This window comes from Janthinobacterium paucivorans (assembly GCF_051380805.1).
GTDB lineage: Bacteria > Pseudomonadota > Gammaproteobacteria > Burkholderiales > Burkholderiaceae_D > Janthinobacterium > Janthinobacterium lividum_D.
Genome location: NZ_JBNYXR010000004.1, coordinates 74,345 through 91,773 on the forward strand (window position 1 = coordinate 74,345; position 17,429 = coordinate 91,773).

The 17,429-nt window shown below is 62.6% G+C and carries 14 protein-coding genes and 1 pseudogene; 7 read left to right on the forward strand and 8 right to left on the reverse strand.

What is annotated here, in order from left to right:
• Positions 1-25: 25 nt before the first annotated feature.
• Complete coding sequence (locus ACQ4V8_RS06455; RefSeq protein WP_010401393.1) at positions 26-1,018, reverse strand: gamma-glutamyl-gamma-aminobutyrate hydrolase; 993 nt, start codon at positions 1,016-1,018, stop codon at positions 26-28.
• Positions 1,019-1,249: 231 nt separating this feature from the next.
• Here ACQ4V8_RS06455 and ACQ4V8_RS06460 point away from each other — a divergent pair, with 231 nt between their 5' ends.
• The 3 genes from ACQ4V8_RS06460 to ACQ4V8_RS06470 are packed head-to-tail and all read left to right on the forward strand — an operon-like array spanning position 1,250 to position 3,115.
• Positions 1,250-1,567, forward strand: coding sequence for a hypothetical protein (locus ACQ4V8_RS06460; RefSeq protein ID WP_436571101.1), 318 nt, complete (start codon positions 1,250-1,252; stop codon positions 1,565-1,567).
• Positions 1,564-2,595 carry a 4-hydroxy-tetrahydrodipicolinate synthase gene (gene dapA, locus ACQ4V8_RS06465; RefSeq protein ID WP_436571102.1) on the forward strand — a complete coding sequence of 344 codons (1,032 nt, stop codon included), beginning with the start codon at positions 1,564-1,566 and terminating at the stop codon, positions 2,593-2,595. The genes ACQ4V8_RS06460 and dapA overlap by 4 nt, the downstream gene beginning before the upstream one ends.
• On the forward strand, positions 2,573-3,115 hold the full coding sequence (locus ACQ4V8_RS06470; protein ID WP_010401399.1) for a ParA family partition ATPase: 543 nt from the start codon (positions 2,573-2,575) through the stop codon (positions 3,113-3,115). The genes dapA and ACQ4V8_RS06470 overlap by 23 nt, the downstream gene beginning before the upstream one ends.
• A 54-nt stretch (positions 3,116-3,169) precedes the next feature.
• On the opposite strand, the gene ACQ4V8_RS06475 is transcribed toward ACQ4V8_RS06470, so the two are convergent.
• From ACQ4V8_RS06475 to kdpF, 7 genes are all read right to left on the reverse strand, one after another.
• Positions 3,170-3,928, reverse strand: coding sequence for a TorF family putative porin (locus tag ACQ4V8_RS06475; RefSeq protein WP_010401401.1), 759 nt, complete (start codon positions 3,926-3,928; stop codon positions 3,170-3,172).
• Positions 3,929-4,059: 131 nt separating this feature from the next.
• Positions 4,060-4,758 (reverse strand): two-component system response regulator KdpE, encoded by a 699-nt coding sequence (kdpE, locus tag ACQ4V8_RS06480; RefSeq protein WP_010401402.1) that lies wholly within the window; start codon positions 4,756-4,758, stop codon positions 4,060-4,062.
• Positions 4,755-7,496: a DUF4118 domain-containing protein gene (locus tag ACQ4V8_RS06485; RefSeq protein ID WP_010401404.1), complete on the reverse strand. Its 2,742-nt coding sequence runs from the start codon at positions 7,494-7,496 to the stop codon at positions 4,755-4,757. The genes kdpE and ACQ4V8_RS06485 overlap by 4 nt, the downstream gene beginning before the upstream one ends.
• Before the next feature lie 98 nt (positions 7,497-7,594).
• Positions 7,595-8,170 carry a potassium-transporting ATPase subunit KdpC gene (gene kdpC / locus ACQ4V8_RS06490; RefSeq protein ID WP_010401406.1) on the reverse strand — a complete coding sequence of 192 codons (576 nt, stop codon included), beginning with the start codon at positions 8,168-8,170 and terminating at the stop codon, positions 7,595-7,597.
• 10 nt (positions 8,171-8,180) lie between these two features.
• The gene (gene kdpB, locus ACQ4V8_RS06495; RefSeq protein WP_010401407.1) at positions 8,181-10,259 is read right to left on the reverse strand and encodes a potassium-transporting ATPase subunit KdpB; all 2,079 of its coding nucleotides are present in this window, start codon (positions 10,257-10,259) and stop codon (positions 8,181-8,183) included.
• A gap of 9 nt (positions 10,260-10,268) precedes the next feature.
• Positions 10,269-12,074 carry a potassium-transporting ATPase subunit KdpA gene (gene kdpA / locus ACQ4V8_RS06500; RefSeq protein ID WP_010401408.1) on the reverse strand — a complete coding sequence of 602 codons (1,806 nt, stop codon included), beginning with the start codon at positions 12,072-12,074 and terminating at the stop codon, positions 10,269-10,271.
• On the reverse strand, positions 12,074-12,163 hold the full coding sequence (gene kdpF, locus ACQ4V8_RS06505; protein WP_034746483.1) for a K(+)-transporting ATPase subunit F: 90 nt from the start codon (positions 12,161-12,163) through the stop codon (positions 12,074-12,076). Before kdpF ends, kdpA begins: the two co-directional genes overlap by 1 nt.
• A 463-nt stretch (positions 12,164-12,626) precedes the next feature.
• On the opposite strand from kdpF, the gene ACQ4V8_RS06510 reads away from it, so the two are divergent.
• The 4 genes and pseudogenes from ACQ4V8_RS06510 (at position 12,627) to parC (ending at position 17,391) form a co-directional block, all read left to right on the forward strand.
• Positions 12,627-14,624 (forward strand): DNA topoisomerase IV subunit B, encoded by a 1,998-nt coding sequence (locus tag ACQ4V8_RS06510; RefSeq protein ID WP_436571103.1) that lies wholly within the window; start codon positions 12,627-12,629, stop codon positions 14,622-14,624.
• Positions 14,624-14,803 (forward strand): annotated as a pseudogene (locus ACQ4V8_RS06515) (Hsp70 family protein); the annotation flags it as partial. The gene ACQ4V8_RS06510 and the pseudogene ACQ4V8_RS06515, both read left to right, overlap by 1 nt.
• Positions 14,804-14,817: 14 nt before the next feature.
• Positions 14,818-14,988 carry a hypothetical protein gene (locus tag ACQ4V8_RS06520; protein ID WP_436571104.1) on the forward strand — a complete coding sequence of 57 codons (171 nt, stop codon included), beginning with the start codon at positions 14,818-14,820 and terminating at the stop codon, positions 14,986-14,988.
• A 48-nt stretch (positions 14,989-15,036) separates the two neighbouring features.
• Entirely contained in the window at positions 15,037-17,391 is a 2,355-nt protein-coding gene (gene parC, locus ACQ4V8_RS06525) for a DNA topoisomerase IV subunit A (RefSeq protein WP_010401411.1), read from the forward strand.
• Positions 17,392-17,429: the final 38 nt, after the last annotated feature.

Sequence of the window (17,429 nt, forward strand, 5' to 3'; positions counted from 1 at the left end):
GCCCAGCCTGGAAACATCGGTCGGCTCAAAACCGCGTCTCGCGCGCCGCGCGCAAAAAGTTATCGAGGATGGGCGTGCAATCGAGCAGTTCGACCCCGCCTGCCGAATGAAATTCCGGGTGCCACTGCAGGCCCATGACGAAGCGCGCCCGCTGGTAGCGGATGGCTTCGACGATATTATCGCCTTGCGAATACGCTTCCACGCTGATGTCGCGCCCCAGGTCCTTAACCGACTGGTGGTGGATGGAATTGACGAGCGCCTCGCCCGCCTTCGGGAACATGCCCGCCAGCGACGAGCCTTTCGGGAAGACGATGCTGTGGCGATGGCGGTCGTACAGGTCGTTGACGTGCGAGGTGGCGCCTTCCACGTCCGAAGCGATGTCCTGGTACAAAGTGCCGCCAAAGCCCACGTTGATGAGTTGGCAGCCGCGGCATATGCCCAGCACGGGTTTGCCCGCGTCGACAAATTCATGCAGCAATTCCAGTTCGTACAGGTCGCGCGCGCGGTCGCCGCTCCATTCGGGGCGCGTAGCCGCCTCGGAATACGTCTGCGGGGAAACGTCGGCGCCCCCCTGCAGCACCAGGCCGTCCAGGTGGCGCGCATAGTGGCGCAAGGTGATATTGCTCGGGTGTAGCAAGCCGCTGGTATTGACCGTCGGGATCATGAACACCAGCACGTCACGCGACATGACCCACTGCGCAATCGACTCCTCCAGGTATTGCAGGTTCTTGCTGCGCAGTCCGGTGGCGCCCGGCTCGGGATGGAAAATGCGCGCCGAGATGCCAATGCGCAGGGTGCGCCGCATGAAATCGCGGCTGGCCTTGTCGCGCATGGAACGGTAGCGCGACGAGATCACCCTCCACGCCAGCGCCAGCGGCGTGTCGTTATCCTTCAGATAACGGGGCACAGCATCGTGCGCACGCTGCTCATCATCGGGTGCCCTGCCGACCCGCTCGGGCCGGGCCGGCGTTGCAGGATCGGTGGCCGGGAGGTGCTGGAGATCTTTTTCGTCTGACATGGCAAGGCTGACTGAAAGCGGAGACGTTTTCAATATAAACCCCTGCCTGCCAAAGCACGATTCAATTTTGTAACAAAAGCACAGGCGCGCCGCATCCACGCAACACGCGGGCAGAAAAATGCGGCCAGCGCTGCATACGGCGCGTTTACGCGCGCGGTCCCGCTTTTTAGAGAATCTTTACGCCCCCGCTGCTAATCTTGAACGTACCTCAACCACCGCTGCAAAGCTACCATGGAACCCCATTCACGCCTGCCTACGCATCAAGCCCATCAAGTCCATCGAGCACTGCCCCACCGCCATCCGCGCCTGCCCACATTCCTCATGCATATCACGGTCGACAAGTCTTGCCTGGCCGAGCTGCGCCAACTGGTCGTCAAGACGTGCGGCGGCATGCTGTCATTCATGCGCATCGAGGCGATCGAGCATGCCGAACGCATGAAGGTTTGGCTGTGCGTGACGGAGCCGGCCCTGCGCCTGACCATGGATGCCGTCATGCGCCTGCTGCCGGCGGCGGAATTTGGCCGTATCAGCCAGGGGAAATCGCTATGAACCAGTATTGCTGCGAGCAGGCGATGTCTTCATCGCGCATCACCGCGCACTTCCAAGGCATCTGGGTACCGATGGTCACGCCGTTTTGCGAAGGCGAACTCGATCTAGCCGCAGCACAGCAGTTGGCCAGCGAGCTCGCTAGCAGCGGCGTCGATGGCCTGGTGGTGTGTGGCACCACGGGCGAAGCGGCCATGCTGAGCGCTGCGGAGCAAAGCATGCTGCTCGATAGCGTACTCGAAGCCGTCGGCCCCCGCTTCCCCGTCGTGATGGGTATCGGCGGCAGCGATACGCGCAGCGTCGTCGCTGCGGTGCAGCGCTATCACGACCATCCGCTGGCCGCTCTGCTGATCTCGGCACCGTCGTATGTACGCCCTTCGCAGGACGGCATCGTGCGCCACTTCCAGGCCATCGCCGACGCCACCGACCATTCCATCGTGCTATACAACGTGCCGGCCCGCACGGGGGTCAATATCGAACCGCAGACGGCGGCACTGCTGGCGCGCGACTCGCACTTCGTCGCCATCAAGGAAGCGGGCGGCAAGCTGCAGCAATTGGCGGAACTGCTGCTTGAGACACGCCTGGACGTGCTGTGCGGCGACGACACTGTGCTGCTGGCCAGCCTTTCCATGGGCGGCCACGGCGCCATGTCGGCCGCCGCCCAGATAAGGCCGGATCTGTATGCGCAGCTGTACCACCTGGTCAAGCAGGGCCGCCACGGCGCCGCAGGCGCCCTGTTCAAGACCATGCTGCCCCTTATCCGCCTGCTGTTTTCCGAACCCAATCCTGGGCCATTGAAGGCGGCGCTGGCCATGCAAGGCAAGGTGCGCGACGAGCTGCGCCTGCCGATGACGCCGATGTCCCGCGCCGGCCAGGACAGTCTGGCCGAAGCACTCGATGCATTGATGGAACTGCCCACATGGACAGCCAGCGACAGGGACGCGCCACGCGAAGGCTGTGTGCTGCAACTGGTCTGCGCCGCCAACCTCATACCAGCCGTGCGCCAAGATGATCATCGCCATCACGGATGAAAGCGGGGGCATCGAGAAATCCATCCTGGCCGGGCGACTAGCCGCCTCGCGCGCGCTGGCCGGACGCAAGGTATTGCTGCTCGATGCCGATCCGCGCCAGGGAGCCATGGCGCAGGCGAAAAATATGCACGACATGGCCATGCACGGCAGCCCGACGCGGCCACGCCTGATGGCGCGCGCCATCAGCGCCAAGGGCTTGCAGCCGGAACTGGAACACCTGGTGACCTGCTACCACGACATCGTCATCGACAGCGAAGGGCGCGACTCCATGGGTAGCCGTTCAGCCCTGATCGCCGCACGCGTGCTGGTGGTGCCGCCGAACGGCGTCGTGGATGGCGCTGCGCAGGCTGGCCTGGCGCGCCGCATCGCGTATGCACGCAGCATCAATCCGGAGCTGCGCGTCCTGCTGGCAACGGACACACAAGCGGCACCTGCCCACGCCCTGGCCGCACAGATTCCACTGGCCCGCGTGGTCAGCCTGGGACAATTGTATTGCGCCGTTTTCAACCTGCCCCGCTAGCACGGCTCGAAAAAAAGGCGGCGCATGCGCCGCCTCTCCTTTTATCTCCGTCAATTAGAACGTTTTGCCAACTGTCAGTTGCAGCGCCGTCTTGCCCATGAATTTACCATTCACCGGCGAAGCATAGGCCGACTTGTCAGCGTTCGTGCCGATCACGGCCAGCGCGCCCGTCACCACGCCGAAATCGCGCGTGATGCCCACTTTCCAGTCCGTGTAGCTGGCCGCATCATTGTTTTTGACCTTCTGATGGCCCGCGTGCAGGTTAGCGGTCCAGCCGTTGCTCAGGTCGATATTCGCGCCGATGTCCAGATAGCCACTGTTTTTGCTGTTGACGAGGCCGAACAGATTGGAAACGGTGTGCGAATACTTGATATAGGCGGGGCCATACGACAACTGGCCGTAGACTTCCTGCGTATCGGCGTCGGCCAGGCCGGCGATGTACTTCAAGCCATTGTCCGCATACACATACGCCAGCACGCCCACGTCGTAAGCGACATCGGCCGTCAACTGGCCGCGCTTGCCCGCATACAGATCCACTTCAACGTCGCCGCTGCCGCCCGCATCCTTGGTCCATTTGATGGTGGAGGCCCAGGCGCCCGCGTACAGGCCGGTAGGATTGTTGACGTAGTCGACGCCACCCTGCAGCGCCGGCTTCAAGCGCGTCTGCGAAATGCCACGAAAACGGTAGTCGGACACGCCGGCCACGTTGAAGCTGATTTCATTGTCAGGCTTGGCTTCTTCTGCGTGAGCCAGGCTGGCCGTAAAGGCGCTGAAGGGGGTGGCTAGGGCGAGTGCAAGGAATAATTTATTCATGGTTTCTTCTTCTTCATGGGTAGTATGGGCCTTTGCCAATATGGCGCAGCTGGCCCGCCGCTGCAAAATTGTAGGTAAAGCGTCCCCCCGGCGCGCGCAGCGCCCGTTTTCCAACAGGGGAATAAAGCTGTTTAGAGAGGCAGCAGCAAGCGGTAGCCGACCGCCGTTTCCGTCAGCAGGTACTGCGGCTGGGCCGGATCGGCTTCCAACTTCTGGCGCAGATGGCCCATGTAGATGCGCAGATAGTGGCCGTTTTCACTGTTCGACGGCCCCCATACTTCGCGCAGCAGTTGCGGATTGGTGACCACCCTGCCAGCGTTCTTCACAAGCACCGACAGCAAGCGAAATTCAGTCGGCGTCATGTGCACCAGTTGCTTGTTGCGCGTCACCAGGCGGTCCTTCAGGTCAACGCGCACGTCGCCGAACTGCACCACGCCATCATCGCTGGCGGCAGGTTGACGCTGGCGGCGCAAGGTGGCGCGCACGCGGGCCAGCAACTCGCCAACGCCGAACGGCTTGGTCAGGTAATCGTCGGCACCGGCGTCCAGCGCGCGTATCTTGTCCTCTTCATCGACGCGTGCCGACAGCACGATGATGGGCACGGCCGACCATTTGCGGATGTCGGCGATGAAGTCGATGCCGTCGCCGTCAGGCAGGCCCAGGTCCAGCACGATCATGTCGGGCCGGCGCGTGCCGGCATCGATCAGACCGCGCTGCATGGTGGCGGACTCGAAAATCTGCCAGCCCTCGTCTTCCAGCGCGGCGCGCACGAAGCGGCGGATTTGCGGTTCATCCTCGACCAGCAAGGCGGTGGCGGAAGGTTCGTTCATGATGGTTTTCCTGTTTCATAATCGTTGGCGTCATCGAGTTCGATCTCCGGCGGCGCAGGGGGCGTGCCCAATGGCAGGCTAAATGCAATGGCAGCGCCCTGTCCCGGCACATGCGGCTGCGCGTGTATGCTGCCGCCGTGGGCTTCGACGATGGCACGGCAAATGGCCAGTCCCAGCCCGACGCCCGGCTTGTTCGATTCGCGCTCGCCGCGCGTGAATTTTTCAAAGATGGCCTCTTCGCGACCGGGTGGCAGGCCCGGACCATCGTCAAACACCCTCACCTGCAGGAACTGGCCGTGCACCCCGGCCGCGACAGTAATGGTGCTGCCGGGCGGCGTGTACTTGGCCGCGTTTTCCAGCAGGTTGCACAGCACGCGCTCGATCAGCACTGCGTCGTAGCGTACCAGCGGCAAATCTGGCGCCAACTGCGTCTGCACGGCATGCTGCTGTAATTGCGGGCCGCTGGCGCGCAGCGCGCTGCCCACCACCTCTTCCAACGCCTGCCATTGCAAGTTCAGGCGTACCTGCCCGCTTTCGATGCGCGCCATGTCCAGCAAGTTCGCCACCAGAGCGCTCATGCGCACGGTTTCAAACTGCAGCGAGCGCGCCATGTCCAGCTGCGCAGGCGACAACGCTGGCCTGGACAGCGCCAGCGATTCGGCCAGCCCCACCAGCGACGTCAATGGCGTACGCAAGTCGTGCGAGAGGGCCGCCAGCAGCGAATTACGCAGCCGCTCGGACTCCATCTGCAGCAGCGCGCCCTGGGCGACGTCGATATAGTGCACGCGCTCGAGCGCGATAGCGGCCAGTGCGGCAAAGGTATCGAGGTGCTGCCGCTGTTCCGGCACCAGCAGCCAGCGCCCGTGCTGGGCAGCCTCCAGCGGCAACAGCGCCAGCACGCCCCGCGTACGCATCGGCGCGATCAGCGGCAGGTAGAAAATGGGCGAAGCGGGCAAGGTATCGGTGCCCGTACCGGCTGCCTGCGCATGGTCGAAGGCCCACTGCGCGATACCCATATCGAGCGGCTCGCCGCCGTTCGGCGGCAGCAAGCTGCCCTCATCATTGGGCAGGAGCAAGGTGGCGCGCGCACGGAAAGCGCGTTCGATGGCGCTTTTCGTGATATCGAAAATCTGCTCTGTCTGCAGCACGCCGGACAGCTCCCGCGAAAACTCGTACAGGGCACGGGCGCGTGCTTCGCGGTGCGATGCCACGCGCGCCTGGAAGCGCAGGCCGGCCGTCAGGTGGCCCGTGATCAGGCCCACGGCCAGCATCACGCCAAAAGTAATTATGTACTGAAAATCGCCCACGGCAAACGAGAAGCGCGGTGGCACGAAGATAAAATCGAAGCAAGCCACGCCCACGAGGCTGGCCAGCGCCGCCGGTCCGCGCCCCAGGCGCACAGCCACCAGCACCACCGTCAGCAGCGACAGCATGGCGATATTGGCCAGGTCCAGATAGGGTTGCAGGGGGACCGAGGCGAGGGCTGTGCCCAAGCTGACGCCGGCGGCCAATAGGTAACGCCAATGGCGCGATGACCTGCGCGGCACCTGCGCATCGTCGCCCGCCGCGCGCCGCAGCGCCGTATCGGCAGGTGGCAAGCCGACCTCGATCAAGTCAATATCGGGCGCCAGACTGGCCATGCGCACGGACGGAGGCGTATGCCACAGGCGCAGCAGCGCACCGCAGTTGGCACGGCCGACGATGACTTTCGAGATATTTGCGCTGCGCGCATACTCGACCACGGCACCGGCAATGTCGGCGGACGGCACAATAGCCGTGCGCGCCCCCAGGTCCTGCGCCAGTTTCAGCGTTTTCAGGATGCGTTCGCGCTCACGCGCCGGCAGGCGCTGCAGGCGCGGCGTTTCCACGTACAGCGCGTGCCATTCGGCATTGAGCTGGCTGGCCAGGCGCGCCGTGCTGCGGATCACGTGTTCGCCACCCACGTACGGGCCCACGCATGCGAGCAGCGCGGCGCCCGTCTTCCACACTGGATTGATGGATTTCTCGACGCGGTAAGCCTGCACGTCGTCCTGCACCCGGTCCGCCGTGCGGCGCAAAGCCAGTTCACGCAGGGCGATTAGATTACCCTTGCGGAAAAAATGCTGGGATGCCCGCTCGGCCTGCTGCGGCTGGTATACCTTGCCCTGCTTCAGGCGGCGCAACAGTTCATCGGCGGGGATATCGACCAGTACCACTTCATCGGCGCGGTCGAACACCGTGTCGGGCAGGGTTTCAGCCACGCGCACGCCGGTGATGCCACCCACCACATCGTTCAGGCTTTCCAGATGCTGCACATTGACGGTCGACAGCACGTCGATACCGGCCGCCAGCAATTCCTCGACATCCTGCCAGCGCTTCGGATGGCGCGAACCGGCCACGTTCGAATGGGCCAGTTCATCCATCAGTATCAGCGGCGGCGCGCGCAACAAGGCCGCGTCCAGGTCGAACTCGAACAGGGTCTTGCCACGGTATTCGATGGCCTTCAGGGGCAGCAGCGGCAAACCGTCCAGCTGGGCCATCGTATCCTGGCGCCCATGCGTCTCCACCACGCCCACCAGCAGATCCTGGCCATCGGCCAGCATCTTGCGGGCGGCGGCCAGCATCGCATAGGTCTTGCCGACGCCTGCCGAGGCGCCGAAGTAAATGCGCAGGCGGCCGCGCGCGGCTTTCTTTTCCTGCGCCTGCACTTGCGCCAGCAGGGCATCAGGGTCGGGGCGTTGGCTGTCGTTGGGGAGCATGTTGTATTTTAATCTTCTTGGGCATTGTAGGTCGGATTAGCGCGTCCGAAGGGCGCGCGTAATCCGACAACATCGTTGGCCTGCGTACCGTTGGCAGCTTACTTTGCCAGGGCATCAAGCGCCAGATTGAGTTCCAGCACATTCACCCGTGGCTCGCCGAAAAAGCCGATATACGCGGTTTTCTGCACCTTGGCGATGGCGTTTTCCACCTGCGCCAGCGGCACGGCGCGGACGCGGGCCACGCGCGGCGCCTGGTACAACGCTGCTGCCAGACTGATTTCCGGGTCCAGGCCGCTGCTCGACGCCGTTACCAGGTCGACCGGAATGGCGCGCGTATTGCCGGGATCTGCTTCCTTCAGGGCGGCGATGCGCGCCTTCACGGCGTCCACCAGGGCCGGATTGCTCGGTCCCAGATTCGAGCCGCCCGAACCGGCACCGTTATTTGCCATCGGCGCGGTGGCCGATGGCCGGCCCCAGAAATACTTGGGCGAGGTGAAGGACTGGCCGATCAGCATCGAGCCGACGGGGCGGCCAGCGCGCTCGACGATGCTGCCGTTGACTTCATCGTTGAAGGCCAGCTGCCCGATGCCGGCCGTGGCAAACGGATAGACGACGCCGCAGATCACGGTCAGCGCGGCAAACAGGACCAGGGCGGGACGTACGATAGTGCTCATGATGGTTCCTTTAAACTAAATTGAGAGCGGACAGCAGCATGTCGATCAGCTTGATCCCGATAAACGGCAAGATGATGCCGCCCAGGCCGTAGATCAGCAGATTGCGACGCAACAGGCTGGCCGCGCCGATGGCCCGGTATTGCACGCCCTTCAGGGCCAGCGGAATCAGCACGACGATGATCAGGGCATTGAAGATCACCGCCGACATGATGGCCGAGGCGGGGCTGGACAGGTGCATGATGTCGAGCGCCTTCAACTGCGGATAAGTGCCCACGAAGGCAGCCGGGATGATGGCGAAGTACTTGGCGATGTCGTTCGAAATCGAGAACGTCGTCAGCGAACCGCGCGTCATCAGCATCTGCTTGCCGATTTCAACGATTTCCAGCAGCTTGGTCGGATTCGAATCCAGGTCGACCATATTGCCCGCCTCTTTCGCCGCCTGCGTACCGGAATTCATGGCCACGGCGACATCGGCCTGCGCCAACGCAGGAGCATCGTTGGTACCGTCGCCCGTCATTGCCACCAGGCGGCCTTCGGACTGGTAGCTGCGAATCAGCTTGAGCTTGTCTTCCGGCGTCGCTTCGGCCAGGAAGTCATCGACGCCCGCCTCGGCTGCGATGGCCGCTGCCGTCAGCTTGTTGTCGCCCGTGATCATGACGGTCTTGATGCCCATGCGGCGCAATTCCGCAAAACGCTCCTTGATGCCGCCCTTGACGATATCCTTCAGTTCCACGACACCCATCACGCGGCCATCGTCGACCACCACCAGCGGCGTGCTGCCACGGCGCGCAATATCATCGACAGCGCGCGATACCTCGGCCGGATACGGCTGGCCCAGCGCTTCCACATACTTTTTCATGGAGTCGGCTGCACCCTTGCGCAGCTGGCGCACTTGCTGTTCGCCAGGAATATCCACGCCACTCATGCGCGTTTGCGCCGTGAAGGGCACGAAGGTGGCGTTCAAGCTGGCCATCTCGCGTTCGCGGATGTTGAATTTCTGCTTGGCCAGCACGACGATGCTGCGTCCTTCCGGTGTTTCATCGGCCAAGGAAGCGAGTTGCGCCGCATCGGCCAACTGCTGCTCTGTCACGCCGGGAGCGGGCACAAAACTCGACGCCTGGCGGTTGCCCAGGGTGATGGTGCCCGTTTTATCGAGCAGCAGCACGTCCACGTCACCCGCCGCTTCCACCGCGCGGCCCGAGGTGGCGATCACATTGGCTTGCATCATGCGGCTCATGCCGGCCACGCCGATGGCCGACAGCAGGCCACCGATGGTAGTCGGGATCAGGCACACCAGCAGCGCGATCAGCACGGTGATGCTGACGGGCGTGCCGCTGCCGGCTGCCGCTACGGAAAACAGCGAGTACGGCAGCAAGGTCACGGTGACGATCAGGAAGACAATCGACAGGGCGACGAGCAAAATCGTCAGGGCGATTTCATTCGGTGTCTTCTGGCGCTTGGCGCCTTCCACCATGGCGATCATGCGGTCGATGAAGGCTTCACCCGGATTGACCGAGACGCGTACCAGCAGCCAGTCCGACAACACGCGGGTGCCGCCCGTCACGGCGGAAAAGTCGCCGCCCGATTCGCGGATCACGGGCGCCGATTCGCCCGTGATGGCACTCTCGTCGACCGAGGCCACGCCGGCCGTGACTTCGCCGTCGGCGGGAATCACGTCACCCGCCTCGACCAGCACCGTCATGCCCTTGCGCAGATCGGTTGCCGGCGTAGGCAGCCAGGAGGTGCCGTACTTCGGTGTTTGCATTTTCTTTGCCATCACCGTCTGCTTCAGGGCGCGCAAGGAGGCCGCCTGGGCCTTGCTGCGCCCTTCGGCCAGCGCTTCGGCAAAGTTTGCGAACAGCACCGTAAACCACAGCCACACGGCAACGGCGGCGATGAAGCCGAACGGCGCTTCACCCTGGCCGTTGATGGCCTGGATAGCCAGCAGGGTCGTGATGATGCTGCCCACGTAGACGACAAACATCACGGGGCTGCGCCACTGCGTGCGGGGGTCGAGTTTTTTGAACGCATCGACGATGGCGGGGCCGATCAATGCGGAATCGAACAAGGTCAGGCTTGTGCGTGACATGGTAGCCTCTTATTGTGTGAAAAGTTGCAGGTGTTCGACGATCGGGCCGAGGGCCAGCGCGGGAACGTAATTGAGCACGCCAACGAGCACGACCACGCCGATCAGCAAGCCGATGAACATGGGGCCGTGGGTGGGCATGGTGCCGGCGTTGGCCGACAAGCGCTGCTTGGCTGCCAGCGAACCGGCCACTGCCAGCACGGGCACGATCACGCCGAAACGGCCGAACCACATGGCAATGGCCAGCATCACGTTGTAGAACGGTGTGTTGGCGGACAGGCCGGCAAACGCGCTGCCGTTGTTATTGGCCGCCGAGGTGAAGGCGTACAGGATCTCCGAGAAGCCATGCGCGCCTGGATTGGCGACGCCGATCTTGCCCGGTTCGACCATCACGGCGATCGCCGTACCCGTCAATACCAGGGCTGGCGTAATCAGAATGGCCAGCGAGACCATCTTCATTTCATAGGCCTGGATTTTCTTGCCCAGGTATTCAGGCGTGCGCCCTATCATCAGACCGGCGATGAAGACGGCCAGGATGGCGAACATCAGCATGCCGTACAGGCCCGTGCCCACGCCACCGAAAATCACTTCGCCAAATTGCATCAGCAGCAGTGGCACCATGCCGCCCAGCGGCATGTAAGAGTCGTGCATGGAATTGACGGCGCCGCAGGATGCCGCTGTCGTCACCGCAGCGAACAGGGTCGAGGAGCTGATGCCGAAGCGCGTTTCCTTGCCTTCCATATTGCCGCCCGATTGCAGGCTGCTCACTTGCTGGTCCACGCCCAGCGCTTGCAAGGCGGGATTGGCTTGCTGCTCGGCGCTCATCACGCCAGCCGTCATGACGACGAAGATCAAGGTCATCGCGGCCAGCACGGCCCAGCCCTGCCGCAGGTCACCCACCATGCTGCCGAATGTAAAGCACAGACCGGCGGGAATGATGAAAATGGCCAGCATCTGCAGGAAGTTCGACAGCACGGTGGGATTCTCGTACGGATGCGAGGAATTGGCGTTGAAGAAGCCACCGCCATTCGTGCCCAGCAACTTGATCGATTCCTGCGACGCGACGGGGCCCATGGCGATCGTCTGCGTGCTCGCTACTTGGGCTTCCATGACGGGTTTGCCGGCAGCGTCCAGCACCGGCTGGCCATCGGCAGTCATTTTCGGCGTTTCATACGCCACTTGGTCGAGCAGGGTCACTTCCTTGTAGGCGGAAAAATTCTGGATCATGCCTTCGCCCATGAAGACGACAGACAGGGCCAGCGACAGCGGCAGCAGGATGTACAGCGTGGAGCGCACCAGGTCGACCCAGAAATTACCGATCGATTTACCCGAGCGCGAGGCAAAGCCGCGCACCAGCGCGAAGATCACGGCGATGCCGGTCGCTGCCGAAAAGAAGTTCTGGCATGCCATGCCCAGCATCTGGGTCAAGTAGCTCATGGTCTGTTCGCCGCCGTAGCCCTGCCAGTTGGTATTGGCGACGAAGCTGACGGTGGTATTGAACGAGGAATCGGGGCTGACGGCGCCCAGGCCCTGTGGATTGAGGGGCAAGAAGCCCTGCAGGCGCTGCAGGCCGTAGACGAAGACGGCGCCCACGGTGTTGAAGACGATCAGGGCGATGGCATAGCTTTTCCAGCCCATGCCCTTGTCGGCGGGCAGGCCGGACCAGCGGTACAGCAGGTTTTCCAGCTTTTGCAACCAGCCCAGGCCGCGCACGGGGCCATCGCCGGCCACCCTGGCCATGTACAAGCCGAGCGGATAGCCGGCGGCCAGCAATACGACCAGGAAGGCCACCAGCAGCAATATCGATTGCGTCGTCATCACAGTTCCTCCGCCTTCAGCAGCGCCACCAGCAGGTACACCAACAGGCCAGCCGAGACCACGGCGCCCAGCACATAAAACGCGTTCATTTGACGCTCCCTAATTTGTCGCAGGCGACGGCAAAGCCGGCCGCTACGACGAAAAAAACGGCAATCAAGCCGAGATACACGATATCCATTCCCACCCTCATTCAGGTTTGTTTTGATGCTGTGCAGATTAGCCAAAAGGGTCTAAAAAATTTGTAAAGACTGGAGAGGTGCTTGTAAACAAGATGTAAAAACGACGGCTTTGCCGCATAAAATCCTTCACAATGGGCGTCAAACCACGCGTACGGCGCACTCTTGTTGCCCTGGAGTAGCGCTATTGCTCGCTGGACAAGATAGAATGCGCGAGCGTCCGCACAAGGACGCCATGTCTGCCGCACTGCCCTGTGCCAGTGACGCTGGACGGGATATACTGTATATTCATACAGTTATCATCGCCGCTGTCATTGCGCCCCGCAGTGCACTGGCCTGGCGTTCCAACCACTGTCTTTACTTAGCTTGAACACGTATGGCCACTAAAAAACCAGCATCCGACTACAGCGAATCATCCATCCGTGTCCTGAAAGGACTGGAACCCGTCAAGCAGCGCCCGGGGATGTACACCCGCACTGAGAATCCGCTGCACATCATTCAGGAAGTGATCGACAATGCCTCCGACGAGGCGCTGGGCGGTCATTGCACACATATCGCCGTGACGCAAAACACGGATGGCAGCATCACCGTTGAAGACAATGGCCGCGGCATTCCCGTCGGCATCCACCCGGAAGAAGGCGTGCCGACGGTGGAAATCGTGTTTACACGGCTGCACGCGGGCGGCAAGTTCGACAAGGGTTCGGGCGGCGCCTATGCGTTCTCGGGCGGCTTGCACGGCGTCGGCGTGTCCGTTACCAATGCGCTGTCGACGCGCCTGGAAATCACCGTCTGGCGCAAGGAAAGCGACGGCAACGGCCTGCATCACATGGTGTTTGCGAATGGCGACGTGATCGAACCCCTGAGTTCCCGCCCCGCCCCGCGCGACGGCAAGAAGTCGGGCACGCGCGTCACCGCCTGGCCCGACGCGAAATATTTTGATTCCCCCAATATCTCGCAAACCGAGCTGCAGCGCCTGCTGCGTTCGAAAGCCGTGCTGCTGCCCGGCGTGACCGTCACGCTCACCAACGCCAAGACGGGCGATACGCAAACCTGGCTTTACGCGGAAGGCTTGCGCGGCTACCTGACCGAATCGCTGGCGCAGGTATCGAATGGCGAAACCCTGATTCCCCTGTTCGAAGGCGCGCAGTACGCAGGCCCGGATTCAGAAGGCTTTGCCGAAGGCGAAGGCGCGGCCTGGGTCGTGGCGTGGACAGAAGAAGGCGCCATCGTGCGCGAATCGTATGTCAACCTGATTCCCACCTCGAATGGCGGCACGCACGAATCGGGCTTGCGCGACGGCCTGTTCGGCGCCGTGAAAAACTTCGTCGAAATGCACTCACTGCTGCCAAAAGGCGTGAAGCTGCTGCCGGAAGACGTGTTTGCGCGCGCTTCCTTCGTGCTGTCGGCCAAGGTGCTGGACCCGCAATTCCAGGGCCAGATCAAGGAACGCCTGAATTCGCGCGACGCCGTACGCCTGGTCTCGACCTTCACCAAGCCGCCGCTGGAACTGTGGCTGAACCAGCACGTCGATTACGGCAAGAAGCTGGCCGATCTCGTGATCAAGCAGGCGCAGTCGCGCCAGCGTTCGCTGCAAAAGGTAGAAAAGAAAAAATCCTCGGGCGTCGCCGTCCTTCCCGGCAAGCTGACCGACTGCGAATCGTCGGACATCACGCGCAATGAACTGTTCCTCGTCGAGGGTGATTCGGCGGGCGGCTCGGCCAAGATGGGGCGCGACAAGGAATTCCAGGCCATCCTGCCGCTGCGCGGCAAGGTCTTGAACTCGTGGGAGACAGACCGCGACCGCCTGTTTGCCAATAACGAGATCCACGATATTGCAGTCGCCATCGGCGTCGATCCGCATAGCGTGGGCAGCTCGCCCGACCTGTCCGGCCTGCGCTATGGCAAGATCTGCATCCTCTCGGATGCGGACGTGGACGGCTCGCACATCCAGGTACTGCTGCTGACCCTGTTCTTCAAGCACTTCCCGGCCCTGATCAACAAAGGCCATATCTGCATCGCCCGCCCGCCCCTGTACCGGGTCGATGCACCGGCGCGCGGCAAGAAGCCAATGCAGAAAATCTATGCGCTCGACGACGGCGAACTGGTCGCCATCGAGGACAAGCTGCGCAAGGAAGGCGTAAAGCAGGGCGCCTGGTCGATCTCGCGCTTCAAGGGCCTGGGCGAAATGAACGCAGAACAGCTGTGGGAAACGACGATGAACCCGGACACGCGCCGTTTGCTGCCCGTGACGCTGGGCGAAATCGATCATATGGCTTGCGCCGCCCGCTTCAATATGTTGATGGGCAAAGGCGAAGCGGCTGGGCGCCGTGCCTGGATCGAGGAACACGGCAATGAGGCGGAGGCCGATATCTGATGATCATCGGTATCGACCTGGGCACCACCAACGGCCTGGTCGCCATCTGGCGCGACGGCAAGGCTAGCATCATCCCGAATGCGCTGGGCGAACACCTGACGCCATCGTGCGTCAGCATCGACGCTGACGGCAGCGTGCTGGTGGGCCGCGCCGCGCGCGAGCGCCTGCAGACGCACCCGCCGCCTGGCCACTGGTGATCACGCCCGCGGCCGCCACCTTCCTGCTCGCCAGTGAGCCCGATGGTCCGCCGCAGCTGGCCATCGTCAAGCTGAGTGTCGTACTGGCGCTGTCCGTCCTGTATTTCACCGTGCGCCATCTGTGTCTGCGGCAGCGCAGGTCCGCACAAGCGTCCGGGCTGTCATAATCAGCTCAATAAATTTAACCGCAACAACCTAACACCGAAACAAGCGCCATGTCCACACAAACCAATTTATTTGACGATACCAAGCCAGAGCCGACCCTGCCGGATGAACCGGTATTCGACGGCGAAGCGCTGACTCTCTCTACCTTCGCCGAGCGCGCCTATCTCGATTACGCCATCTCGGTGGTCAAGGGCCGCGCCCTGCCCGACGTGTGCGACGGCCAGAAACCGGTGCAGCGCCGCATCCTGTATGCGATGAATGAGCTGGGCTTGAATTCCACGGCCAAACCGCGCAAATCGGCGGCCGTGGTCGGCGACGTGCTCGGTAAATTGCATCCGCACGGCGACCAGTCCGTATATGACGCGCTGGTGCGCATGGCGCAGGATTTCTCGCTGCGCTACCCGCTGATTGATGGCCAAGGCAACTTCGGCTCGCGCGATGGCGATGGCGCGGCGGCGATGCGCTACACGGAAGCGCGTTTGACGCCGATCGCCAAACTGCTGATGGATGAAATCGGCATGGGCACGGTGGACTTCCAGCCCAACTACGACGGCTCGACGGAAGAACCGAAGCTGCTGCCAGCGCGCCTGCCGATGGTGCTGCTGAACGGCGCCTCCGGCATCGCCGTAGGCCTGGCCACGGAAATCCCGTCGCACAACCTGGCGGAAGTGGCGAAAGCGGCCGTCGCCATGATCCGCGATCCGAAGATGACGCACGCCGAGCTGATGGCCATCATTCCCGGCCCCGACTTCCCCGGCGGCGGCCAAATCATCACGCCGCCCTCGCAGATCGCCGACATGTATGCGAGCGGGCGTGGCAGCATGAAAGTACGCGCGCGCTGGAAGATCGAAGAGTTGGCGCGCGGCCAGTGGCAAGCCGTCGTGACGGAACTGCCGCCCGGTACTTCGTCGCAAAAGGTGCTCGAAGAAATCGAAGAACTGACCAATCCAAAGATCAAGCTGGGCAAGAAGGCGCTGTCGCCGGACCAGGTGGCCCTGAAGGCGCTGATCCTCAATTCGCTCGACACCATCCGCGACGAATCGGGCCGCGCCGCCCCCGTGCGCCTGGTGTTCGAGCCGAAGTCGAAGAACCAGGACCAGACAGAATTCATGCTGATGCTGCTGGCACACACCTCGCTGGAATCGTCGACTTCGATCAACCTGGTGATGATAGGCGGCGATGGCCGTCCGCGCCAGAAAGGCCTGGGCGACATCCTGCGCGAGTGGATCGATTTCCGCTTCGAAACCGTCACGCGCCGCACCGGCTACAAACTGGGCAAGGTCAAGGACCGCATCCATATCCTGGAAGGACGCGAAGCGATCCTGCTCAATATCGACAAGGTGATCCAGATCATCCGCAATTCGGATGAACCGAAAGCGGCCCTGATCGACGCCTTCAAACTGTCCGAGCGCCAGGCCGACGACATCCTGGAAATCCGCTTGCGCCAACTGGCGCGCCTGGAAACGATCAAAATTCAGCAAGAGCTGGCCGAACTGCGCAAGGAAGAAAAATCCTTGCAAGACCTGCTCGACAACCCGGGCTCGATGAAACGCGCCGTCATCCGCGAAATCGAAGCGGACGCCAAACAGTTCGGCGACGCGCGCCGTACCCTGATCGAGGAAGCGCAAAAAGCAGTAGCGGAACAAAAAGTAGTCGATGAACCGGTCACCGTCATCATTTCGGAAAAAGGCTGGGTGCGCGCACGCACCGGCATCGGCCACGATGCGGCGCAGTTCACCTTCAAGGCGGGCGACACACTGCATGGCGCCTTCGAATGCCGCACGGTCGACACCTTGCTGGGCTTTGGCAACAACGGCAAGATTTACTCGGTTCCCGTCTCGGCGCTACCCAACGCGCGCGGCGATGGTGTGCCGATCACGACCCTGTGCGACCTGAGCGGCGGCACGCCGGGCAATGCCGTGCGCATCCTGCATTACTTTGCGGGCAATGGCGCCACTAATTTGCTGCTGGCCTCGAGCGCCGGCTATGGCTTCATCGCCAAGGCAGGCGACATGAGCAGCCGCCTGAAAACCGGCAAGGCCTTCATCACCCTCGATGAGGGTGACCTGCCATTGGCGCCGAAAGTCATCGCTGAAGCGGCCAGCGCCCTGGCCTGTCTGACGGAAGGCGCGCGCCTGCTGGTGTTCGGGCTCGATGAAATGAAAATCCTGACCAAGGGCGGCACCGGCGTCAAGTTGATCGACTTGGACGCCAAGGACAAACTGTTGGCCGTGCAGCCTATCACCCAGCGCGGCGTGGTAGTGTCGGGCATCGGCCGGGCATCGAAACCGCAGGATGCGTCGCTTGGTGCGACCGCCCTGGCCGAGCATTTCGGCAAGCGCGCAAAGAAGGGAAAGTCGCTGGCGGCCAAGCTGAAACCGGTCTCGATGGCAGCCATCGGCTAAGCCTCACCCGCTCAATCGAAAAGACAGGTTCGCCTGTC